This window comes from Dyella sp. 01L423 (genome assembly GCF_056399945.1).
Window position 1 is genome coordinate 1 of sequence record NZ_JBFTSI010000006.1, and the last position, 18,975, is coordinate 18,975.

General features: G+C 62.2%; 31 protein-coding genes. All 31 read left to right on the forward strand.

The genetic code is table 11. From position 1 onward, the window contains the following. Positions 1-165, forward strand: a 165-nt coding sequence (locus AC1DMY_RS16220; RefSeq protein WP_477166124.1) for an EF-Tu C-terminal domain-related protein, incomplete at its 5' end; no start/stop codon positions are given. Between the two features lie 613 nt (positions 166-778). Continuing rightward, complete coding sequence (rpsJ, locus tag AC1DMY_RS16225) at positions 779-1,090, forward strand: 30S ribosomal protein S10 (protein WP_017461875.1); 312 nt, start codon at positions 779-781, stop codon at positions 1,088-1,090. Between the two features lie 20 nt (positions 1,091-1,110). Continuing rightward, positions 1,111-1,752 (forward strand): 50S ribosomal protein L3, encoded by a 642-nt coding sequence (gene rplC / locus AC1DMY_RS16230; RefSeq protein ID WP_046972913.1) that lies wholly within the window; start codon positions 1,111-1,113, stop codon positions 1,750-1,752. Between the two features lie 11 nt (positions 1,753-1,763). Further along, a complete protein-coding gene (gene rplD / locus AC1DMY_RS16235) occupies positions 1,764-2,366 on the forward strand; it encodes a 50S ribosomal protein L4 (RefSeq protein WP_204634037.1) in 603 nt (200 codons plus the stop codon). Then, positions 2,363-2,656 carry a 50S ribosomal protein L23 gene (gene rplW / locus AC1DMY_RS16240; protein WP_046972911.1) on the forward strand — a complete coding sequence of 98 codons (294 nt, stop codon included), beginning with the start codon at positions 2,363-2,365 and terminating at the stop codon, positions 2,654-2,656. The genes rplD and rplW overlap by 4 nt, the downstream gene beginning before the upstream one ends. Before the next feature lie 18 nt (positions 2,657-2,674). Further along, positions 2,675-3,496 (forward strand): 50S ribosomal protein L2, encoded by an 822-nt coding sequence (gene rplB / locus AC1DMY_RS16245; protein WP_046972910.1) that lies wholly within the window; start codon positions 2,675-2,677, stop codon positions 3,494-3,496. A gap of 12 nt (positions 3,497-3,508) precedes the next feature. Continuing rightward, positions 3,509-3,781: a 30S ribosomal protein S19 gene (gene rpsS / locus AC1DMY_RS16250; RefSeq protein WP_046972909.1), complete on the forward strand. Its 273-nt coding sequence runs from the start codon at positions 3,509-3,511 to the stop codon at positions 3,779-3,781. Beyond that, positions 3,781-4,116, forward strand: a complete 336-nt coding sequence (gene rplV, locus AC1DMY_RS16255; RefSeq protein WP_477165951.1) for a 50S ribosomal protein L22 — start codon at positions 3,781-3,783, stop codon at positions 4,114-4,116. The genes rpsS and rplV overlap by 1 nt, the downstream gene beginning before the upstream one ends. A gap of 14 nt (positions 4,117-4,130) precedes the next feature. Continuing rightward, on the forward strand, positions 4,131-4,880 hold the full coding sequence (rpsC, locus tag AC1DMY_RS16260) for a 30S ribosomal protein S3 (protein ID WP_121881668.1): 750 nt from the start codon (positions 4,131-4,133) through the stop codon (positions 4,878-4,880). An 11-nt stretch (positions 4,881-4,891) separates the two neighbouring features. After that, positions 4,892-5,305: a 50S ribosomal protein L16 gene (gene rplP / locus AC1DMY_RS16265; RefSeq protein WP_019464892.1), complete on the forward strand. Its 414-nt coding sequence runs from the start codon at positions 4,892-4,894 to the stop codon at positions 5,303-5,305. 1 nt (position 5,306) lies between these two features. Beyond that, positions 5,307-5,492 (forward strand): 50S ribosomal protein L29, encoded by a 186-nt coding sequence (gene rpmC, locus AC1DMY_RS16270; protein WP_046972906.1) that lies wholly within the window; start codon positions 5,307-5,309, stop codon positions 5,490-5,492. A gap of 12 nt (positions 5,493-5,504) precedes the next feature. After that, positions 5,505-5,765 carry a 30S ribosomal protein S17 gene (gene rpsQ, locus AC1DMY_RS16275; protein ID WP_038620426.1) on the forward strand — a complete coding sequence of 87 codons (261 nt, stop codon included), beginning with the start codon at positions 5,505-5,507 and terminating at the stop codon, positions 5,763-5,765. A gap of 14 nt (positions 5,766-5,779) precedes the next feature. Further along, positions 5,780-6,148, forward strand: a complete 369-nt coding sequence (gene rplN / locus AC1DMY_RS16280) for a 50S ribosomal protein L14 (RefSeq protein WP_038620422.1) — start codon at positions 5,780-5,782, stop codon at positions 6,146-6,148. A 14-nt stretch (positions 6,149-6,162) separates the two neighbouring features. Further along, entirely contained in the window at positions 6,163-6,477 is a 315-nt protein-coding gene (rplX, locus tag AC1DMY_RS16285; protein ID WP_441605431.1) for a 50S ribosomal protein L24, read from the forward strand. 10 nt (positions 6,478-6,487) lie between these two features. Further along, entirely contained in the window at positions 6,488-7,030 is a 543-nt protein-coding gene (rplE, locus tag AC1DMY_RS16290) for a 50S ribosomal protein L5 (protein WP_121881664.1), read from the forward strand. A gap of 22 nt (positions 7,031-7,052) precedes the next feature. Beyond that, positions 7,053-7,358 (forward strand): 30S ribosomal protein S14, encoded by a 306-nt coding sequence (rpsN, locus tag AC1DMY_RS16295; protein WP_441605433.1) that lies wholly within the window; start codon positions 7,053-7,055, stop codon positions 7,356-7,358. Between the two features lie 220 nt (positions 7,359-7,578). Beyond that, positions 7,579-7,974, forward strand: coding sequence for a 30S ribosomal protein S8 (gene rpsH / locus AC1DMY_RS16300; RefSeq protein WP_441605434.1), 396 nt, complete (start codon positions 7,579-7,581; stop codon positions 7,972-7,974). A gap of 10 nt (positions 7,975-7,984) precedes the next feature. After that, complete coding sequence (rplF, locus tag AC1DMY_RS16305; protein WP_441605435.1) at positions 7,985-8,512, forward strand: 50S ribosomal protein L6; 528 nt, start codon at positions 7,985-7,987, stop codon at positions 8,510-8,512. A gap of 83 nt (positions 8,513-8,595) precedes the next feature. Continuing rightward, positions 8,596-8,955, forward strand: a complete 360-nt coding sequence (gene rplR, locus AC1DMY_RS16310) for a 50S ribosomal protein L18 (protein ID WP_441605436.1) — start codon at positions 8,596-8,598, stop codon at positions 8,953-8,955. 117 nt (positions 8,956-9,072) lie between these two features. Next, the gene (gene rpsE, locus AC1DMY_RS16315; protein WP_046972899.1) at positions 9,073-9,582 is read left to right on the forward strand and encodes a 30S ribosomal protein S5; all 510 of its coding nucleotides are present in this window, start codon (positions 9,073-9,075) and stop codon (positions 9,580-9,582) included. Then, positions 9,575-9,772 carry a 50S ribosomal protein L30 gene (gene rpmD, locus AC1DMY_RS16320; RefSeq protein ID WP_046972898.1) on the forward strand — a complete coding sequence of 66 codons (198 nt, stop codon included), beginning with the start codon at positions 9,575-9,577 and terminating at the stop codon, positions 9,770-9,772. Before rpsE ends, rpmD begins: the two co-directional genes overlap by 8 nt. After that, positions 9,772-10,209 carry a 50S ribosomal protein L15 gene (rplO, locus tag AC1DMY_RS16325; RefSeq protein ID WP_199045596.1) on the forward strand — a complete coding sequence of 146 codons (438 nt, stop codon included), beginning with the start codon at positions 9,772-9,774 and terminating at the stop codon, positions 10,207-10,209. Before rpmD ends, rplO begins: the two co-directional genes overlap by 1 nt. 4 nt (positions 10,210-10,213) lie before the next feature. Then, positions 10,214-11,539, forward strand: coding sequence for a preprotein translocase subunit SecY (gene secY / locus AC1DMY_RS16330; protein WP_477165952.1), 1,326 nt, complete (start codon positions 10,214-10,216; stop codon positions 11,537-11,539). 137 nt (positions 11,540-11,676) lie between these two features. Beyond that, complete coding sequence (gene rpsM / locus AC1DMY_RS16335; RefSeq protein ID WP_046972895.1) at positions 11,677-12,033, forward strand: 30S ribosomal protein S13; 357 nt, start codon at positions 11,677-11,679, stop codon at positions 12,031-12,033. Between the two features lie 12 nt (positions 12,034-12,045). After that, positions 12,046-12,432 (forward strand): 30S ribosomal protein S11, encoded by a 387-nt coding sequence (gene rpsK, locus AC1DMY_RS16340; RefSeq protein WP_007513384.1) that lies wholly within the window; start codon positions 12,046-12,048, stop codon positions 12,430-12,432. An 11-nt stretch (positions 12,433-12,443) separates the two neighbouring features. Then, a complete protein-coding gene (gene rpsD, locus AC1DMY_RS16345; RefSeq protein WP_046972894.1) occupies positions 12,444-13,070 on the forward strand; it encodes a 30S ribosomal protein S4 in 627 nt (208 codons plus the stop codon). A 16-nt stretch (positions 13,071-13,086) separates the two neighbouring features. Next, positions 13,087-14,085, forward strand: a complete 999-nt coding sequence (locus AC1DMY_RS16350; protein WP_441605438.1) for a DNA-directed RNA polymerase subunit alpha — start codon at positions 13,087-13,089, stop codon at positions 14,083-14,085. Positions 14,086-14,387: 302 nt separating this feature from the next. Next, positions 14,388-14,768 (forward strand): 50S ribosomal protein L17, encoded by a 381-nt coding sequence (rplQ, locus tag AC1DMY_RS16355; RefSeq protein WP_121881660.1) that lies wholly within the window; start codon positions 14,388-14,390, stop codon positions 14,766-14,768. Between the two features lie 277 nt (positions 14,769-15,045). After that, positions 15,046-15,543, forward strand: a complete 498-nt coding sequence (locus AC1DMY_RS16360; RefSeq protein WP_477165953.1) for a disulfide bond formation protein B — start codon at positions 15,046-15,048, stop codon at positions 15,541-15,543. A gap of 15 nt (positions 15,544-15,558) precedes the next feature. Beyond that, positions 15,559-16,944 (forward strand): class II 3-deoxy-7-phosphoheptulonate synthase, encoded by a 1,386-nt coding sequence (locus AC1DMY_RS16365; protein WP_477165954.1) that lies wholly within the window; start codon positions 15,559-15,561, stop codon positions 16,942-16,944. 232 nt (positions 16,945-17,176) lie between these two features. Further along, positions 17,177-18,859 carry an MASE1 domain-containing protein gene (locus tag AC1DMY_RS16370; protein WP_477165955.1) on the forward strand — a complete coding sequence of 561 codons (1,683 nt, stop codon included), beginning with the start codon at positions 17,177-17,179 and terminating at the stop codon, positions 18,857-18,859. Positions 18,860-18,975 lie beyond the last annotated feature (116 nt).

An 18,975-nucleotide genomic window follows, 5' to 3' on the forward strand; every position in this document is an offset into this window, starting at 1 on the left:
GCCTGCCAGCTGCCGGAAGGCGTGGAAATGGTGATGCCGGGTGACAACGTGAAGATGGTGGTCAGCCTGATCCACCCGATCGCGATGGACGAAGGCCTGCGTTTCGCCATCCGCGAAGGCGGCCGCACCGTCGGCGCCGGCGTGGTGGCCAAGGTCATCAAGTAATACCCCTCGGGATGCCGCCTTCGGGTGGCGACCTGGAAAAAAGCCGGCCTCAGGGCCGGCTTTTTTTATGGCTCGGACGGATGCTGTGCGTCAATCTAGCTCGTCATCCCGGCGCAGGCCGGGATCCAGCAGCGAAAGACTCGATTGTCGCCTCATGGCGATAACCAGAAACTGAGGTGCTGGATCCCGGCCTGCGCCGGGATGACGAACAAAAAAACAGCATTCCACGCAAAAAGAACCGCTTAGCCCTTTTCTTCCACCCAATAGTCAGCTATAGTCGCCGTCTTGCCTGTCGCCGGACCTTGGTTCGGGCGACCTTACAGCGAAATGAGGCACGGGAAGTGCTTCGAGTTCGCTGGCCTGGATGGCCAATACGCAAGAGAGGGCTCGGACGACGAAGCATGACGCTTTGTTGACCTGGCCATTTCGCGCGTTTTATACTTTTCCGTCTAGGCGGGCCCATTTTGGGCCTGCCTAGTCTTTTAAGGTCGATTTGAGGTGTGGCGTTTAGCCTTCCAAGAACGACTGGTTGTATGCAGTAAAGGGTTGTGCGGGTGGGCGAGAAGCTCACTCGAATCACAAGAATTGTTCTTTCGATAACAGGACACGGTTTATGGCGAACCAAAAGATTCGCATTCGGCTCAAGGCGTACGATCACCGTCTGATCGATCGCTCGGCCAGCGAGATCGTCGAGACTGCCAAGCGCACTGGCGCAACGGTGCTCGGCCCGATTCCGCTCCCGACCAAGATCGAGCGTTACACCATTCTGGTGTCGCCGCACGTCGACAAAGATGCCCGCGACCAGTACGAAACCCGTACCCACAAGCGCGTGCTTGACATCGTCGACCCCAACGACAAAACCGTGGACGCGCTCATGAAGCTGGACCTCGCCGCTGGCGTGGACGTTCAGATCAAGCTTGGTTGAGCGAGAGACAGGATACGAAGATGAGTATCGGACTAGTTGGCCGCAAGTGCGGCATGAGCCGACTCTTCACTGAAGATGGCCGTTCGATTCCGGTGACCCTCATTGAGGCCACCCCGAATCGCGTCACGCAGCTGAAGACGGAAGAAAATGATGGTTACAGCGCTGTGCAGGTCGCAGCCGGCGTCAAGCGCGCCAGCCTGCTGACGCAGCCGCTGAAGGGTCACTACGCGAAGGCCAAGGTTGAGCCGGGTCGTGGTCTTTGGGAGTTCCGCGTGTCTGCCGACGACCTCGGCAAGTACAGCGTGGGCGCCGAGATCAAGGCCGACGACGTGTTCCAGGCAGGTCAGATCGTTGACGTTGCCGGCGTGTCGAAGGGCAAGGGCTTCCAGGGCACCATCAAGCGTTGGAACTTCACCATGGGTGACGCGACCCACGGTAACTCGCTGTCGCATCGTGCGCCGGGTTCTATCGGTCAGCGTCAGACCCCGGGTCGCGTGTTCCCGGGCAAGAAGATGTCGGGCCACATGGGTGCGGTCAACCGCACGCAGCAGGGCCTCGAAGTGGTCAAGGTCGACGCCGAGCGTCATCTGATCGCGGTGAAGGGCGCGGTGCCGGGTGCTACCGGTGGCGACGTCGTCATCCGTCCGACGACCAAGGGCTGAGGAGAGACGCCATGGAACTCAATGTTATTGGCGCCAAGCCGCTCAACGTGTCGGACGAAGTGTTCGGCGGTGAGCTCAAGCAGGCCCTGATCCACCAGGTCGTCATCGCCTATCAGGCGGGCGGCCGTGCCGGTACCCAGTCGCAGCTGTCGCGCGGCGAGATGTCCGGCACCACCAAGAAGTTCAAGAAGCAGAAGGGCGGCGGCGCCCGTCACGGTGACTACCGTGCACCGATCTTTGTCGGTGGTGGCCGCACGTTCGCTGCCAAGCCGCGCAGCTACGAGCAGAAGGTCAACCGCAAGTCGTACCGCGTTGCCATCCGTTCGATCCTCGCCGAGCTGATCCGTCAGGATCGTCTGAAGGTGGTCGAGAGCTTCGGCATCGACACCCCCAAGACCAAGGCGATGGTTGCCAAGCTGGCTGAGCTGCAGGTCTCGGGTCGTGTGCTGCTGGTGTCGGAAGACGCCAACGAAGCCACCTTCCTGGCCGCGCGCAACATCCCGTACATCCACGTCGTGGACGTGCTGGCCCTGAACCCGGTCAGCCTGGTCGGTTCGGACCACATCGTCATGACCGTCGATGCGGTGAAGAAGATCGAGGAGTGGCTGGCATGAGCAACGAACGCATTCTGAATACGCTGCGTGCGCCGCACATCTCGGAAAAGGCTGCACGCCTGGCCGAGAAGAACCAGTACGTATTCGTGGTTGCTCCCGAAGCAACCAAGGCCGATGTCCGCGCAGCGGTGGAACAGATGTTCGACGTCAAGGTCGAGCAGGTGAACCTCGTCAATGCCAAGGGCAAGGTCAAGTCCTTCCGTTTCCGCACTGGCAATCGCCAGGGCAAGCGTAAGGCCTATGTCCGCCTCGCCGATGGCCAGACCATCGACGTGTCGGCCAAAGCCTGAGCCAGGAGTTGAATTGAGATGGCACTGATCACTCACAAGCCGACCTCCCCCGGTCGTCGCGACGCAGTCAGCGTTCGCACCGAGGGCCTTCACAAGGGCGCGCCGTACGCGGCGTTGACCGAAGCGAAGACCAAGAACGGCGGTCGCAATAACTACGGTCGTATCACTGTTCGCCACCAGGGTGGTGGTCACAAGCAGCGGTACCGCATCATCGACTTCAAGCGCGACAAGGAAGGCATTGCTGCCAAGGTCGAGCGCATTGAATACGATCCGAACCGCACCGCGCATATCGCACTGCTGTGCTATGCCGACGGCGAGCGTCGTTACATCATCGCGCCGAAGGGCGTGCAGGCAGGCGATCGCCTGGTGTCGGGCAGCGATGCTCCGATCAAGGCCGGCAACAGCCTGCCGCTGCGCGCCATCCCGGTCGGTTCGACCATCCACTGCATCGAGATGCGTCCGGGCAAGGGTGCGCAGATTGCGCGTTCCGCCGGTGCTTCGGTCCAGCTGGTTGCTCGCGAATCGGGTTACGCCACGCTGCGTCTTCGCTCTGGCGAAATGCGCCGCGTGCCGGTCGATTGCCGCGCCACCATCGGTGAAGTGGGCAACGGCGAGCACAGCCTGAAGAAGCTCGGCAAGGCCGGCGCCAAGCGCTGGTTGGGTATTCGTCCCACCGTTCGCGGTGTGGTGATGAACCCGGTCGACCATCCGCACGGCGGTGGTGAGGGCAAGACCTCTGGCGGTCGTCACCCGGTTTCTCCGTGGGGTACGCCGGCCAAGGGCTACAAGACGCGCTCGAACAAGCGCACCCAGCAGTTCATCGTGCGTCGTCGCAAGTAATAGGAAACGATCATGCCGCGCTCTCTAAAGAAAGGTCCGTTTGTCGACCTGCACCTCGTAAAGAAGGTGGAAGCCGCCGTTTCCGCCAATAACAAGCGTCCGATCAAGACCTGGTCGCGTCGCTCGATGATCCTGCCGGAAATGGTCGGCCTGACCATCGCCATCCACAACGGCCGTCAGCATGTCCCTGTGCTGGTCAACGAGAACATGGTCGGGCACAAGCTCGGCGAGTTCGCGACGACCCGCACGTTCAAGGGCCATGGCGGCGACAAGAAGGGTAAGTGATGAGCACTGAAGCCAAAGCGATCCTGCGCAGCGCCCGCATTTCGGCGCAGAAGGCACGCCTGGTGGCTGACCTGGTCCGCGGCTTGCCCGTGGGCCGAGCCAGCGACGTGCTCCAGTTCACCAACAAGAAGGCCGCAGCCCTTGTTCGCAAGGTGCTGTTGTCGGCTGTCGCCAACGCCGAGAACAATCTCGGCGCCGACGTCGACGACCTGAAGGTCGCACGCATCTTCGTCGACGAAGGTCCGGCGATGAAGCGCATGTACGCCCGCGCCAAGGGCCGCGGTTCCCGCATCCTGAAGCGCACGAGCCACATCACTGTGGTCGTTGGCAACTAAAGAGGACGTAGACGATGGGTCATAAAGTTCATCCCACCGGTATCCGCCTCGGCATTGCCAAGGACTGGAACTCGAAGTGGTACGCCAACAAGGGCGAATACGCCCAGTACCTCGCTGCCGACCTCAAGGTCCGCGAGATGCTGCGCAAGAAGCTGGCCCAGGCCGGCATCTCCAAGATCCTCATCGAGCGTCCGGCCAAGACCGCACGCGTGACGATTCACACCGCCCGTCCGGGCGTGGTGATCGGCAAGAAGGGCGAGGATATCGAGAAGCTGCGCAAGGAAGTCAGTGACCTGATGGGCGTTCCGGCGCACATCAACGTCAGTGAAGTCCGTAAGCCTGAGCTGGACGCACAGCTGGTTGCCGAGTCGATCGCGCAGCAGCTGGAGCGTCGCATCATGTTCCGCCGCGCCATGAAGCGCTCGGTTGGCAACGCGATGCGCCTGGGCGCACTGGGTATCAAGATCAATGTCTCTGGCCGTTTGAACGGCGCTGAGATTGCTCGTTCCGAATGGAGCCGCGAAGGTCGCGTGCCGCTGCATACGCTGCGCGCCGACATCGACTACGGCACCGCCGAGGCTCATACGACCTACGGCGTCATCGGCATCAAGGTGTGGATCTACAAGGGCGAAATCTTCGACCTTGCAGCAGCCGGCCAGGAGTCGAAGGAAGAGCAGTCCCAGCCGCGCCGTGAGGGTGGTGAGGGTCGTCGTGAAGGGCGTCGCGAGGGCGGTGAAGGCCGTCGCGAGCGGACGGCGAAGTAAGGAGAGTTGCCATGCTGCAACCTAAGCGAACCAAATACCGTAAGCAGTTCAAGGGCCGTAACGATGGTCTGGCTTTCTCCTCGAACCTCGTCAGCTTTGGCGAGTTCGGTCTGAAGGCAACCACTTTTGGCGCCCTGACCGCTCGTCAGATCGAAGCCGGTCGTCGTTGCATCACCCGTTTTGTGAAGCGCGGCGGCAAGCTGTGGATCCGTGTGTACCCGGATAAGCCCATCACCAAGAAGCCCATCGAAGTTCGAATGGGTGCCGGTAAGGGTGGCGTTGAATACTGGGTCGCTCCGATCCAGCCGGGCCGCATGCTCTATGAAATCGAGGGTATCGACGAGGCGACGGCACGCGAGGCGTTCCGCCTGGCCGCCGCCAAGCTCTCGGTCCAGACCCAATTCGTGACCCGGGCGGTGATGTGATATGGCCATCAAAGATTTGACCACCAAGTCGGCCGACGAGCTGAACAAGCATCTGCTGGACCTCCGCAAGGAGCAGTTCAATCTGCGCATGCAGAAAGGCACCGGCCAGCTCAACCAGCCGCACCAGCTGCGCCGCGTTCGGCGCGACATCGCCCGCACGAAGTTCGTGCTCGGCGGCAAGAAGTAAGGGACGGCTGATATGAGCGACAACCAAAAGCAGACGCGCACCCTCGAGGGCCGCGTCATTAGTAACAAGATGGACAAGACCGTGACGGTCCTGATCGAGCGCCAGGAACAGCATCCGCTGATCGGCAAGATCATCCGTCGTTCGACCAAGCTTCACGCACAGGACGACCTGGGCGCGAACGAGGGCGACCTGGTCCGCATTGCAGAATGCCGTCCCTTGTCCAAGACCAAGCATCACCGCGTGGTCGAAATCATCACGCGCGCTAACGTCTAAGGGAGGGTGCAGACATGATCCAGATGCAAAGCACGCTATCCGCGGCCGATAACAGCGGTGCTCGCGAACTGATGTGCATCAAGGTGCTCGGCGGCTCCAAGCGCCGTTACGCCGCGATCGGTGACGTTATCAAGGTCACCGTGAAAGATGCCATTCCCCGCGGCAAGGTGAAGAAGGGCGAGGTGTACAACGCCGTGGTGGTTCGTACCGCCAAGGGTGTGCGCCGTCCCGATGGCTCGCTGATCCGTTTCGACGGCAACGCAGCGGTCCTCCTCAACAACAAGCTCGAGCCGATTGGCACCCGTATCTTCGGGCCGGTCACTCGCGAGCTGCGCAGCGAGAAGTTCATGAAGATCGTCTCCCTCGCGCCCGAAGTGCTCTGAGCGGAGACTAGACCATGAACCGTATCCGCAAGGGTGATCAGGTCCTCGTGATCACCGGCAAAAACAAGGGTCAGCGCGGCGACGTGCTGCGCGTTGATGGCGACCGCGTGTTCGTCTCCAACGTGAACCTGGTCAAGCGTCACACCAAGCCGAATCCGCAGGCCAACCAGGCCGGTGGCATCGTCGAGCGTGAGGCTTCGATCCACCTCTCCAACGTCCAGCTGTTCAACTCCGCCACGGGCAAGGGTGAACGCGTTGGCGCCAAGACGCTCTCTGATGGGCGTAAGGTGCGCGTGTTCAAGTCCTCCGGCGAAGTCGTGGACGCGTAAGGAATTAACTATGACGACGCGTCTCGAAACGTTTTACAAAGACCAGGTCATCCAGAAGCTCACCGAGCGTTTTGGTTACCAGAACGTGATGCAGGTTCCCCGCATCACCAAGATCACGCTGAACATGGGCGTGGGCGAAGCGGCGGGCAACAAGAAAGTGCTCGAAAACGCCGTGGCCGACATGGCCAAGATCGCCGGCCAGAAGCCGATCCAGACCAAGGCCCGCGTGTCGGTTGCCTCGTTCAAGATCCGCGACGGTTGGCCGATCGGCTGCAAGGTCACCCTGCGCCGCGCGCAGATGTGGGAATTCCTCGATCGCCTGATCAACATCTCGCTGCCGCGTACGCGCGACTTCCGTGGTGTGTCGGGTCGCGCTTTTGACGGCCGCGGTAACTACAACTTCGGCGTCAAAGAGCAGATCATCTTCCCGGAAATCGACTTCGACGCCGTCGACGCGATGCGTGGCATGGATATCTCCATCACCACCACCGCCAAGTCGGACGACGAAGCCAAAGCGCTGCTGGAAGCCTTCAGCTTCCCGTTCCGCAACTGATACACGCGAGAGATATCTATCTATGGCAAAGACCTCGATGGTCAACCGCGATATCAAGCGGACCAAGCTCGTCAAGAAGTACGCCGCCAAGCGCGCCGAACTGAAGGCGATCGTGCTGAGCCCCAACGCCTCGTATGACGAGAAGATGGAAGCCCAGACCAAGCTGCAGAAGCTGCCGCGCGACGCGAGCCCGTCTCGCCAGCGCACCCGCTGTGCTCTGACCGGCCGTCCGCGCGCCGTGTATCAGAAGTTCGGCTTGGGCCGCAACAAGCTGCGCGAAGCCACCATGCGTGGTGACGTGCCTGGCCTGCGCAAGGCCAGCTGGTAAGACCCCAAACAGGGCGTTGACGGGTTTCGGCCCGTTGGCGTTCGATGCGGCGGTGGGCGCCTGCCTGCCGCCGTTGGCGCGATTTATGCGCTGATGTTCGCAAAGTCGGAAAAAGCTGTTATAGTCGTCGGTCTGCGTTCCGCAGGTCGGCACTGTGCCGGCTCACAATTGAATTGATTTCCGGTTTTTCGGATATCGGTGCACTCTGAAGGATGTTTTCATGAGCATGACTGATCCCATCGCCGATCTGTTTACGCGCATCCGCAATGCCCAGCTCACGGGCAAGCAGACCGTAAACATGCCGTCGTCGAAGCTGAAGGTGGCCATCGCCAACCTTCTCAAGAATGAGGGCTATATCCTCGACGCCAAGGCCTCCTCCGTGGAAGGCAAGCCGGTGCTCGAGATCAAGCTCAAGTATTTCGAAGGCCGTCCGGCTATCGAAACCATCGCCCGTGTCAGCCGTTCCGGTCTCCGCGTCTATCGCGGCAAGGACGAGCTGCCGAAGGTCCTCGGTGGCCTGGGTATCTCGATCATCTCGACTTCCGCCGGTCTGCTGACCGACGCGCAGGCCCGTTCGAAGGGTCTGGGCGGCGAAGTCATCGGCCAGGTCGCATAAGGAGCCGACGATGTCCCGCGTAGCCAAACAACCGATCAACCTGCCCAAGGGCGTTGAAGTCAAGTCCGACGCCAACGGCATTTCCGTCAAGGGCCCGAAGGGCACCCTGGCGATCCATCACCTGCCGGGCGCCTCGATCAATATCGACAATGGCGTGGCCAACATCGTTCTCGCCGAAGGCGCGGACGACAAGTTCGGTGGCACCCTGCGCGCGCTGCTGGCCAACATGGTCAAGGGCGTGTCCGACGGTTACGAGCGCAAGCTCGAGCTGGTCGGCGTGGGCTACCGTGCTTCGATGGCCGGCAAGTCGCTGAACATTGCCCTGGGCTTCTCGCATCCGGTCGTGTTCGAAGCGCCCGAAGGCATCACCATCGAAACCCCGACGCAGACCGAAATCCTGATCAAGGGTTCGGACAAGCAGCGCGTGGGCGAGGTGGCCGCCAAGATCCGTGGCTTCCGTCCGCCGGAACCCTATAAGGGCAAGGGCGTGCGCTACTCCGGCGAGAAGATCACCCTGAAGGAAGCCAAGAAGGCATAAGCGGTCCCTCGCGAAAGGGCAGCCATCCATGGCTGCACTCTTCAAAAGGGCTAAAGCTGCTTGTCGATCCGCTTCTAGGAACTATGACGATGAACAAGAACGAATCCCGCCTGCGTCGCGCCAAGTCGACTCGCTCCCACATCCGCAAGCTCGGTGTGGCTCGCCTGTCGGTGCATCGCACCGGTCAGCACCTGTACGCACAGGTGTTCGACGCTTCGGGCACGAACGTGGTGGCTGCTGCCTCCACCGTGCAGAAGTCGGTTGCTGAAGGTCTGAAGGGCACGAAGAACCTCACCGCTGCCGCCGCTGTCGGCAAGGCCGTGGCTGAGCGTGCGCTGGCCGCTGGTATCGAGTCCGTGGCGTTCGATCGCTCGGGCTTCCGCTACCACGGTCGCATCAAGGCGCTGGCCGATGCGGCCCGCGAAGCCGGCCTGAAGTTCTAAGGCCGCTTGGTATCGGGTGCCGGTTCGCCGGCACTTGATGCCAACAGAAGTACCCACAACTCCAAGCGGCTCAGCCGCAAGTAAAAGTCCCGGTTTGCCGGGCACATGGAAAAAAACATGTCTTCTACCGATCGCGAAAATTCAGACGGCCTGCTCGAGAAGCTGATTGCCGTTAACCGCGTGGCCAAGACCGTCAAGGGTGGCCGCCAGATGAGCTTCACTGCGCTGACCGTGGTCGGCGACGGCGAAGGCCGCGTGGGTTTTGGTTATGGCAAGGCGCGTGAAGTGCCGGTCGCCATCTCCAAGGCCATGGAGCGCGCCCGCCGCCAGATGGTGAGCATCGACCTGAACAACGGCACCCTGTGGTACGCCATCAAGGCCAACCACGGCGCAGCCCGCGTGTTCATGCAGCCCGCTTCGGAAGGTACCGGCGTGATCGCCGGCGGCGCCATGCGCGCTGTGCTCGAAGTGGTCGGCGTGAAGAACGTGCTCGCCAAGGCCGTTGGTTCGCGTAACCCGATCAACCTGGTCCGCGCGACCATCAAGGGCCTGCAGGCCGTTGCCTCGCCGAAGCAGATCGCTGCCAAGCGCGGTAAGACCCTGGAAGAGGTGCTGGGCAATGGCTAAGAACAACGAAACCGCCGCCACCGTGCGCGTGCGCCTGGTCAAGGGCCTGCGCGGTGTGCAGAGCCGCCATCGCCTGAGCGTGAAGGCGCTCGGCCTGAGCAAGCTCAATGACGTCCGTGAATTGAAGGACAGCCCGCAGGTTCGCGGCCTGATCAACACGGTCTATTACCTCGTGCGGGTTGAGGAGTAATCACCATGCGTCTTAACGACATCAAGCCGGCCGCCGGCTCCCGTAAGACCCGCCTTCGCGTGGGTCGCGGTATCGGTTCGGGCCTGGGCAAGACCGCCGGTCGCGGTCACAAGGGTCAGCACGCTCGCGCGGGCGGCACCCACAAGTACGGTTTCGAAGGCGGTCAGATGCCGCTGCAGCGTCGCCTGCCGAAGGTTGGCTTCCGCTCGCTGAAGAAGAAAGAAAGCCAGGAAGTGTTCCTGTATCAGCTGGCCACCCTGAAGGCAGACGTGATCGATACGATCGCCCTGCATCAGGCTGGTTTGATCGACAGCCATGCCAAGAAGGTCAAGGTTGTCCTCAAGGGCGAAATCGGCCGCGCCGTGAAGCTGTCGGGCGTGCTGGCTACGGCCGGCGCCAAGGCAGCGATCGAAGCTGCCGGCGGCAGCGTGGAGTAATCACGTGGCGTCAGCCCAGGGCACATCGCTCGGATCGCTCGGCAAGCTGACGGAACTGCGTCAGCGCATCTTCTTCGTGATTGGTGCGCTGATCGTCTTCCGTCTCGGTTCCTTCATCCCGGTTCCCGGCGTCAACCCGGAAGCCATGACGAACCTGATCGAGCAGGGCGGCGGCCTGATGAACATGTTCAACATGTTCTCGGGTGGCTCGCTGGCACGTTTCTCGGTGTTCGCGCTCGGCGTGGTTCCCTACATCTCCGCATCCATCGTGGTGCAGATGATGGGTTCGGTGATCCCGAGCCTGCAGGCGCTGCGCAAGGAAGGTGAGGCGGGTCGTCGCAAGATGACTACCTACACCCGGTTCGGTACGGTTGGTCTGGCGGCTTTCCAGGCGTTCGGCATCGCGGTGGCCCTGCAGAAGCAGGTCGCAGCGGGCGGTGCGCCGGTGGTCTACACGCCGGGCATGGGTTTCATCATGGCGTCGATCGTCGGCCTTACCGCCGGCACGATGTTCCTGATGTGGCTGGGTGAGCAGATCACCGAACGCGGTATCGGCAACGGTATTTCGCTGCTGATCTTCGCCGGTATCGTGGCGGGTCTGCCGGGTGCGGTTGCGCACACGCTGACCATGGCCAACAACGGCGAGCTCTCCGTGATCCGGATGCTCATGGTGGTCGGCCTGATCCTCGCGGTGACGGCGTTCGTGGTGTTCATGGAGCGCGCCCAGCGTCGCATCACCGTGAACTACGCGCGTCGCTCCGGCGGCCAGCGGGCCTACATGAACCAGACCTCGCACCTGCCGCTCAAGATCAACATGGCGGGTGTGATTCCGCCGATCTTCGCGTCCAGTCTGCTGATGTTCCCCGCCACGGCGGCCACCTGGTTCGGCCAGGGCCACCAGTCGCGCTGGATCACCGAGCTGACCCAGGCGCTGACCCCGGGCGAGCCCCTGTACGACATCGTCTTCGCGGTGCTGGTGATCACTTTCGCCTTCTTCTATACGGCGATCGTGTTCAACTCCCAGGAGACGGCGGATAACCTCAAGCGCTCTGGCGCCTTGATTCCGGGCATCCGCCCGGGCCGCTCCACGGCTGACTACATCGACAACGTAATGACCCGTCTTACCGGTGTCGGCGCGCTGTACCTGGTGCTGGTCTGCCTGGTTCCATCGTTTATGCAAAAAGCGTGGCACGTCCCGTTCTACTTCGGTGGCACCTCTCTGCTCATCGTCGTGGTCGTGGTGATGGATTTCACTGCTCAGGTGCAGGCGCACTTGGTCAGTCACCAGTACGAAAGCCTGCTGAAGAAGGCCAACCTCCGCCGCAACTGATGGCTGCTGGGGTGGTGTGAAGTTGGTCTAAGTCGGAGGGCGGCGGTACCCCAGGTACCGCAGGGCTTTCCTAATGGGTTGTTTAAGGTTAGAATTGCGCGTTTACCGCGCACGAAACGCATCGGAGAAAGTACATCATGGCGCGCATCGCGGGTGTCAATTTGCCGGTCCAGAAGCATGTCTGGGTTGGCCTGCAGAGCATTTACGGGATCGGCCGCAGCCGGGCCAAGAAGGTCTGCGCGGACGCTGGCGTGGTTCCCACCACCCAGATCAAGTCCCTGAGTGAAGGCGAAGTCGAGAAGATTCGTCATGAAATCAGCAAGTACGTCGTTGAAGGCGATCTGCGTCGCGAGGTGGGTATCGCCATCAAGCGTCTGATGGATCTGGGTTGCTACCGCGGTCTGCGTCACCGCCGTGGTCTGCCGGTGCGCGGCCAGCGCACGCGTACCAATGCACGCACCCGTAAGGGTCCGCGTCGCGCCATCAAGAAGTAACGGATTCCGAACATGGCTAAGCCTGTCAAGACCAAGAAGAAGATCAAGCGCGTTGTCACGGATGCCGTGGCCCACGTGCAGGCCTCCTTCAACAACACCATCGTCACCATCACCGATCGCCAGGGCAACGCCCTGTCGTGGGCGACTGCCGGCGGCGCGGGTTTCCGCGGCTCGCGTAAGTCGACCCCGTTCGCTGCCCAGGTTGCCGCCGAAAAGGCTGGCCGCGCTGCAGGCGACTACGGTGTGAAGACCGTGGAAGTGCGCATCAAGGGCCCGGGTCCGGGTCGTGAGTCCGCCGTGCGTTCGCTGAACGCGCTGGGCTACAAGGTGCTCAACATCATCGACGTCACGCCGATTCCGCATAACGGCTGCCGTCCCCCCAAGAAGCGTCGAGTCTAAGGAGCATACCCATGGCCCGTTATCGTGGAGCTACCTGCAAACTCGCCCGTCGTGAGGGTGCAGATCTCAGCCTGAAGAGCCCGGCGCGCGCGCTGGACTCCAAGTGCAAGCTGGAAAACAAGCCCGGCCAGCATGGCGCCAACAAGCGCATGCGCATGTCCGATTACGCCAACCAGCTGCGTGAAAAGCAGAAGGTGAAGCGCATCTACGGCGTGCTCGAGCGTCAGTTCAGCAACTACTACTCCAAGGCGTCGACCCTCAAGGGCAACACCGGCGAGAACCTGCTGCGCCTGCTCGAAAGCCGTCTCGACAACGTCGTTTACCGCATGGGTTTCGCGGTCACCCGCGCCCAGGCCCGTCAGCTGGTCAGCCACAAGGCTGTGCTGGTCAACGGCAAGAAGGTGAACATCCCGTCGTACCAGGTTCGTCCGGGCGACGCGGTTGCACTGACCGAGCGTGCGCGCACTCAGCTGCGCGTGCAGGAAGCGGCAACCGTGTTCGACACCATGGACCTGCGTCCGCAGTGGGTCGAAGTCGACAGCAAGAAGTTCGAAGGTACGTTCAAGTCGATGCCGGACCGCGGCGATCTGCCGACCGACATCAACGAGAGCCTGATCGTCGAGCTCTACTCGAAGTAATCAACCGGAGCCCTGCATGGCAGTTTCGTCAACTAGCGTGCTGCGCCCTCGCGGCCTCAGCGTCGAGCAACTCGGAGCCAACCGCGCCAAGGTGGTGGTCGAGCCGCTCGAGCGTGGTTTTGGCCACACCCTGGGCAACGCGCTGCGCCGCGTGCTGCTCTCCTCGATCCCTGGCTCTGCCATCGTCGAGGTGGAAATTGATGGCGTGCTGCACGAGTACACCACGCTTGAAGGTCTGCAGGAGGACGTCATTGAAGTCCTGCTCAACCTCAAGGATGTGGCGATTCGCCAGCATTCGGGTGATGAAGTCACCCTGACCTTGTCCAAGAAGGGCAAGGGCGTGGTCACCGCCGGCGATATCGCCGTCGACCACTCGGTGGAAATCATCAACCCCGAGCATGTGATCTGCCACCTGACCAAGGACATTGCCCTCAACATGCGTTTGAAGGTGCGTCGCGGCGTCGGCTACCAGCCGGCCAGCTCGCGCCAGCATCCGGATGACGAGGCTCGTCCGATTGGCCGCCTGCAGCTCGACGCGTCGTTCGCGCCGGTTCTGCGTGTTGCCTACGAAGTTGACGCCGCTCGCGTTGAGCAGCGCACCAACCTCGACAAGCTCGTGCTCGACATTGAAACCAACGGCACCATCGGTGCGGAAGACGCGGTTCGCAAGGCCGCTGAAATCCTCAACGACCAGCTGTCGGTGTTCGGTGACTTCTCGCGCCGCGAGAGTGCCACCGACAAGGCGGAGAAGGGCGGTTTCGATCCGCTGCTGCTGCGTCCGATCGACGATCTGGAGCTCACCGTGCGTTCGGCTAACTGCCTGAAGGCCGAGAGCATCTACTACATCGGCGACCTGGTGCAGAAGACGGAAGTCGAACTGCTCAAGACGCCGAACCTCGGCAAGAAGTCCCTGACCGAAATCAAGGACGTGCTGGGTGGTCGTGGTCTCGCGCTCGGTATGAAGCTCGAAAACTGGCCGCCGCCGGGTCTGTCCCACGGCATGCAGCTGGGTTAAAAGTTTTGGCGGTCGTTCGCGACCGCCGGCTGTAACGGCAAACTGGCGAGCGTACTTCGGTGCGCTCGCCAGCTGCTAAAGCGGTATCAAAACCGCATGATGTTTTGGGTGACTACTTTGGTCGCCGGTATTGGTGCTCTGACGAGTGTTCAACCCTCGGATTTTGCAGACACCTGAAACGGCCAGCTTGGCCGTCTTGCTCAATAAGAGCCCGTAGTACCAAGGGCTTCATCAGCGGGTAACCGCGGGAAGTCGGACCGAACCGCCGACTTTTCATAACAACAGACAAAGAGAGTATTGCCATGCGCCACCAGAAATCCGGTCGCAAGCTCAACCGCACGAGCAGCCACCGCGAAGCCATGTTCAAGAACATGGCCGCGTCGCTGATCAAGCACGAGCTGATCCGCACCACCCTTCCCAAGGCGAAGGAACTCCGTCGCGTCGCCGAGCCGCTCATCACGCTCGCCAAGACCGATGGCGTTGCCAACCGTCGTCTCGCTTTCGCGCGTCTGCGCGACAAGCAGGCCGTCGGCAAGCTGTTCGTCGAACTGGGTCCGCGCTACCAGACCCGTCCCGGCGGCTACCTGCGCATCCTCAAGTGCGGCTTCCGCCCGGGCGACAACGCTCCGATGGCGTACGTCGAGCTGGTTGATCGCCCGCAGACGGACGAAGCTGCCGAGTAATCGGTTGCAACATGCGTTTTGCAAAACCCTGGCGGGGCAACCTGCCGGGGTTTTTGCTTTTTTGGGACGCGCTGAGTGGAGTTGCCGGCAGGCGTTAGATGGGCGCGGCAGCGGAATCAGCGGCGCATCGTTGCCAGCCGTGTTCGCGGGAAGTTGCGGTGGGACGATCAGGCGATAAGAGTGCGCCTTTGCCAATGCCCCATGGGTGAATCGGCAGGGCTGACAGGGGCGGGGCAAGCGGGTAATGTCCGCTTTCGCATTGCAGCACAGTCAGGCCATGAACCCTTTCCGTTGGTCGTATCGCGCCACCTACTTCGCCGGATTCGTCATCTGCGTCGCGCTGCTGGGCTTTGCCCTGTACGCCGAGCACGTGCTCAACATGATCCCGTGTCCGCTGTGTATTTTTCAGCGCATAGCCTTCATGGTGATGGCGGTGTTCTTCCTTCTCGGCGGCTTGCACGCACCGCGCGGCGGCGCGCGCTGGATCTATACCGGCGGCGTCATGTTGGGCGCATTGGGCGGCATCGTCACGGCGGCGCGCCACCTTTGGCTGCAGACGCTGCCTGCCGATCAGATTCCCGCCTGTGGCCCGAATCTCGGCTACATGATGGATACGTTCCCGTTCGCCAAAGTGCTAAAACTGGTGTTCACCGGTTCGGGCGAGTGCGCCAAGATCGAACCGGTGCTTGGCTTGCCCATGCCGGCGTGGACCCTCATGTGGTACGTGCTGCTGGTGATCGCGGCGGTAGTCGCCGCCACGCGCAAGCGAGTCTGAGCAGGGTTGTTCTCTATGTCGCAGGTTACGCCCGTCAAGCCTTCACCCTCCGCCGACCTGGAAGGCTGGTCGCCAGAAAGTTGGCAGGGCCGCCAGGCGTTGCAGCAGCCGCTTTATGAGGACGCCGCCGAACTGGCGCGCGCCACCGATCAGCTTGCAACGCTGCCTCCGTTGGTCACCTCGTGGGAAGTGCTATCCCTGAAAAAGGCGCTGGCCGAAGCGCAGGAAGGTCATCGTTTCCTGCTGCAGGGCGGCGATTGCGCGGAGAGTTTTGCCGACTGCACCAGCCCGATCATTTCCAATCGGCTCAAAGTGCTGCTGCAGATGAGTCTGGTGCTGGTGCACGGGCTGAAGAAGCCGGTGCTGCGCGTGGGTCGGTTTGCCGGCCAGTACGCCAAGCCGCGCTCGGCCGATCACGAGACGCGCGATGGTGTGACCTTGCCGAGTTTTCGCGGCGACGTGGTCAATGGACCTGAGTTCACGCCGGAAGCCCGTCGCGCCGATCCCCAGCGCCTGATTCAGGGTCACGCGCATTCGGCGCTCACCATGAATTTCGTGCGTGCGCTGATTGATGGCGGTTTTGCCGACCTGCACCACCCCGAATACTGGGATCTGGCCTGGGTCGAGCATTCGCCGCTGGCCGCCGAGTACCGTCGCATGGTTGCGGCCATCGGCGATTCGCTGCGCTTCATGGAAACCCTGGCCGGCCCCATCGCCGGTTTCTCCCGCGTGGATTTCTTCACCTCGCACGAAGCGCTGCTGCTGCACTACGAGCAGGCGCTGACGCGCAAGGTGCCGCGACACCAGGGCTGGTTCAACCTGTCTACGCATTTCCCGTGGATCGGCATGCGTACCGCGGCGCTCGATGGCGCCCACGTCGAGTATTTCCGCGGCATTCGCAATCCGATCGCGGTGAAGGTGGGGCCCTCGGTCACGCCGGATCAGTTGCTGCCCGTCATCGATGCCTTGAACCCGGAAGACGAGCCCGGCCGCCTCACCCTGATCCATCGGATGGGCAATGGCCTGATCGGCAGCGCACTGCCGCCCTTGCTCGAGGCCGTCCGGCGGGAAGGGCGCCGGGTGCTGTGGGTCGCCGATCCCATGCATGGCAATACCGAAACCACCTCCAATGGCTATAAGACGCGCCGTTTCGACAATATCCGGGGCGAGTTGGACCAGGCCTTCGATATCCATGCGGCCGCGGGTACGCGGCTGGGCGGCGTGCATCTGGAATTGACCGGCGAAGACGTCACCGAATGCATGGGAGGCGCCCGCGATCTCAATGAGGCTGATCTGGATCGCGCCTACAAATCCATGGTCGATCCGCGGCTCAACTACGAGCAGTCGCTGGAGCTGGCCATGTTGATCGTGCGCAAATCCGTTGGTTCGTCGCCCCGCTGACCGGCTGCGAGCGTAACCCTGAAAAAAAAGATGTGAAAAACAGAGCCCGGTCCGTCGCCGGGCTTTGTTTTTGCATGGGGAGGAACAGGGTCCCCGCGGCTGCCGCGTTGCAGCGCGTTGCGTAAGGATTTTCCTGCGACAATCGGCAGCTCGCCGAAGGCTCGATCTCACCGCTGCGCAAAGCTTGGGTCGGTTTTACGCGTTAATTGAAACAGGGGTTTGGCACTACTCGATGGTCACGGCAACGAAAGGACACGGCGACGCAGGGAAACGTGCGGCGCTCCACGCAAAGCTTCGCCAGATTGGCGTCGTCGTCGCTTATGCGGTGGGTTTCTCGCTGCTCAAGGAAGTCTCCACTTCCCACTGGAACATGATTGCCGGCTTGCGCCTGCTGTGCCTGCTGGTGGTGCCGTACCGCTACTGGCCGGCCATGATCATCGGGGAGACCATCCCGCTGATCGGTCTGGGTTGGACCTACCACGACCGTTTTGGAACACTCTGGGCACTTTCGGTCACTGTATCGCCGATGCTGGTGACCGCGCCCGTGATTGCGTGGTGCCGGCGCCGCCTGCCCGTATGGGGGGATGGTCGCGTGAACATCACCGCGATCATGACCTGCATCCTTGCCGGCAGCATCGTCAGTGCTCTGGTCAATAGCGCCTCGTTTGCCACGATGACGTTTCTACCCACCGAAAAACCGCATCCGCTGACCGTGCACACGGTGCTGGAATATTTCCTCGGGAGTTACCTTGGTGCGTTGACCTTGGTCCCGCCGGTGTTCGCTTGGTGGAGTTGGTCCGGCCGTCAGGTTGCGGGCGCTGTCTCGATGAAGCGAGAGGCCTTGTTGGATTGCCTGAAGGGCGTGGTGCCGTCGCTGCTGCTGCTCATTTGGCTGGCCTCGACCCAGCTGGGCGACGAGGTAGTAGCCATCGCCCGCATGGCGATGTTCCTGCCGGTGGCATGGCTGACCCTGCGCCTGGGCTGGCAGGGAGCGGCCATCGGTGGCCTGCTCGCCAGCATCGCCGTCGAGCTCACCATGACGGTGGAGCGCGACCCGGCCGTCATGCAGGCGCAGGCGCTGATCGCCTTCGCCGTCTCCAGCTTGATCATGCTGGGCGCGCGCCTGGCGCCAAAGTCGGCCAATGATCTGGGCGGGCGTCTGGACAGCAACGACAGCCTGCGTGGCTTCCTGTTGGCGCAGCAAGGCCTTTACCAGGAGGAGTTGCGCCTGCGCCATGTGGCCGAGTCGCTCGATCGCCTGGGCCAATCGATGCGTGATGGCCAGCACCGCATGATGGAGCGTCTGCGGCCGGTGCTGCCTGCCAGCATGGAGCAGACCTATGCGCGGCATCTGGATCTGACCCAGCTGGAAATGCAGCGCCTTGCCGACGCCTTGCATCCGCGCGCCTGGCGCGAACATGGATTGGCGGCCACTTTCGAGAGCGGTCCGTTGTCGAAGGCCGCTGCACTGGTTGGCGCTGCCTACAGCTGCACGCTTACCGGCAGCGGCCTCAACCTGCTGGCGCCGGACGTCCACATGATGCTCTACCGCCAGGCCTGCGAAGTGTTGGTGTATATGCTGGCGCGCGAGCCGATGAAGCGCGTGCGCGTGCATATTCGCGGCGGCTGCTCGCACGGCCGGCGTTGGGTCGTGCTGCGCATGAGTGCCGTGCGCTCGGCGCCTGCGCTGCGTGGACGGCCGGTACCCGAATGGCGCCAGCTCGTATCGTTGCTCGGCACCAATGGCCAGGGCATGGCCACGGTGCGCGAACGCGCACTCATTTACGGCGGCGTGGTGCACGAACGCGAGAGCCATGATCACCTCGGCGTGACGCTGCTGCTGCACGATGCGCTGCGCGTCGACGCGCCGGTGCCACTGCCGATGCCGCCGCTGGATCGCGCGGTGTCCGCCTGACCCACACGGGAAATCGACAGCACGGGGATCAAGCTTGTGCGGCATGATGTCGCTAAGTCGCGCCGTCTGGCCGTTTGATCCTGCACAGCGTGGATGCGCGCCTATAATCGGCCACC

What these genes read in the sequence shown, in the direction of transcription:
- rpsJ (WP_017461875.1), top strand. Translation starts at nt 779, where the DNA reads ATGGCGAACCAAAAGATTCGCATTCGGCTCAAGGCGTACGATCACCGT.
- rplC (WP_046972913.1), top strand. Translation starts at nt 1,111, where the DNA reads ATGAGTATCGGACTAGTTGGCCGCAAGTGCGGCATGAGCCGACTCTTC.
- rplD (WP_204634037.1), top strand. Translation starts at nt 1,764, where the DNA reads ATGGAACTCAATGTTATTGGCGCCAAGCCGCTCAACGTGTCGGACGAA.
- rplW (WP_046972911.1), top strand. Translation starts at nt 2,363, where the DNA reads ATGAGCAACGAACGCATTCTGAATACGCTGCGTGCGCCGCACATCTCG.
- rplB (WP_046972910.1), top strand. Translation starts at nt 2,675, where the DNA reads ATGGCACTGATCACTCACAAGCCGACCTCCCCCGGTCGTCGCGACGCA.
- rpsS (WP_046972909.1), top strand. Translation starts at nt 3,509, where the DNA reads ATGCCGCGCTCTCTAAAGAAAGGTCCGTTTGTCGACCTGCACCTCGTA.
- rplV (WP_477165951.1), top strand. Translation starts at nt 3,781, where the DNA reads ATGAGCACTGAAGCCAAAGCGATCCTGCGCAGCGCCCGCATTTCGGCG.
- rpsC (WP_121881668.1), top strand. Translation starts at nt 4,131, where the DNA reads ATGGGTCATAAAGTTCATCCCACCGGTATCCGCCTCGGCATTGCCAAG.
- rplP (WP_019464892.1), top strand. Translation starts at nt 4,892, where the DNA reads ATGCTGCAACCTAAGCGAACCAAATACCGTAAGCAGTTCAAGGGCCGT.
- rpmC (WP_046972906.1), top strand. Translation starts at nt 5,307, where the DNA reads ATGGCCATCAAAGATTTGACCACCAAGTCGGCCGACGAGCTGAACAAG.
- rpsQ (WP_038620426.1), top strand. Translation starts at nt 5,505, where the DNA reads ATGAGCGACAACCAAAAGCAGACGCGCACCCTCGAGGGCCGCGTCATT.
- rplN (WP_038620422.1), top strand. Translation starts at nt 5,780, where the DNA reads ATGATCCAGATGCAAAGCACGCTATCCGCGGCCGATAACAGCGGTGCT.
- rplX (WP_441605431.1), top strand. Translation starts at nt 6,163, where the DNA reads ATGAACCGTATCCGCAAGGGTGATCAGGTCCTCGTGATCACCGGCAAA.
- rplE (WP_121881664.1), top strand. Translation starts at nt 6,488, where the DNA reads ATGACGACGCGTCTCGAAACGTTTTACAAAGACCAGGTCATCCAGAAG.
- rpsN (WP_441605433.1), top strand. Translation starts at nt 7,053, where the DNA reads ATGGCAAAGACCTCGATGGTCAACCGCGATATCAAGCGGACCAAGCTC.
- rpsH (WP_441605434.1), top strand. Translation starts at nt 7,579, where the DNA reads ATGAGCATGACTGATCCCATCGCCGATCTGTTTACGCGCATCCGCAAT.
- rplF (WP_441605435.1), top strand. Translation starts at nt 7,985, where the DNA reads ATGTCCCGCGTAGCCAAACAACCGATCAACCTGCCCAAGGGCGTTGAA.
- rplR (WP_441605436.1), top strand. Translation starts at nt 8,596, where the DNA reads ATGACGATGAACAAGAACGAATCCCGCCTGCGTCGCGCCAAGTCGACT.
- rpsE (WP_046972899.1), top strand. Translation starts at nt 9,073, where the DNA reads ATGTCTTCTACCGATCGCGAAAATTCAGACGGCCTGCTCGAGAAGCTG.
- rpmD (WP_046972898.1), top strand. Translation starts at nt 9,575, where the DNA reads ATGGCTAAGAACAACGAAACCGCCGCCACCGTGCGCGTGCGCCTGGTC.
- rpsM (WP_046972895.1), top strand. Translation starts at nt 11,677, where the DNA reads ATGGCGCGCATCGCGGGTGTCAATTTGCCGGTCCAGAAGCATGTCTGG.
- rpsK (WP_007513384.1), top strand. Translation starts at nt 12,046, where the DNA reads ATGGCTAAGCCTGTCAAGACCAAGAAGAAGATCAAGCGCGTTGTCACG.
- rpsD (WP_046972894.1), top strand. Translation starts at nt 12,444, where the DNA reads ATGGCCCGTTATCGTGGAGCTACCTGCAAACTCGCCCGTCGTGAGGGT.
- AC1DMY_RS16350 (WP_441605438.1), top strand. Translation starts at nt 13,087, where the DNA reads ATGGCAGTTTCGTCAACTAGCGTGCTGCGCCCTCGCGGCCTCAGCGTC.
- rplQ (WP_121881660.1), top strand. Translation starts at nt 14,388, where the DNA reads ATGCGCCACCAGAAATCCGGTCGCAAGCTCAACCGCACGAGCAGCCAC.
- AC1DMY_RS16360 (WP_477165953.1), top strand. Translation starts at nt 15,046, where the DNA reads ATGAACCCTTTCCGTTGGTCGTATCGCGCCACCTACTTCGCCGGATTC.
- AC1DMY_RS16365 (WP_477165954.1), top strand. Translation starts at nt 15,559, where the DNA reads ATGTCGCAGGTTACGCCCGTCAAGCCTTCACCCTCCGCCGACCTGGAA.
- AC1DMY_RS16370 (WP_477165955.1), top strand. Translation starts at nt 17,177, where the DNA reads ATGGTCACGGCAACGAAAGGACACGGCGACGCAGGGAAACGTGCGGCG.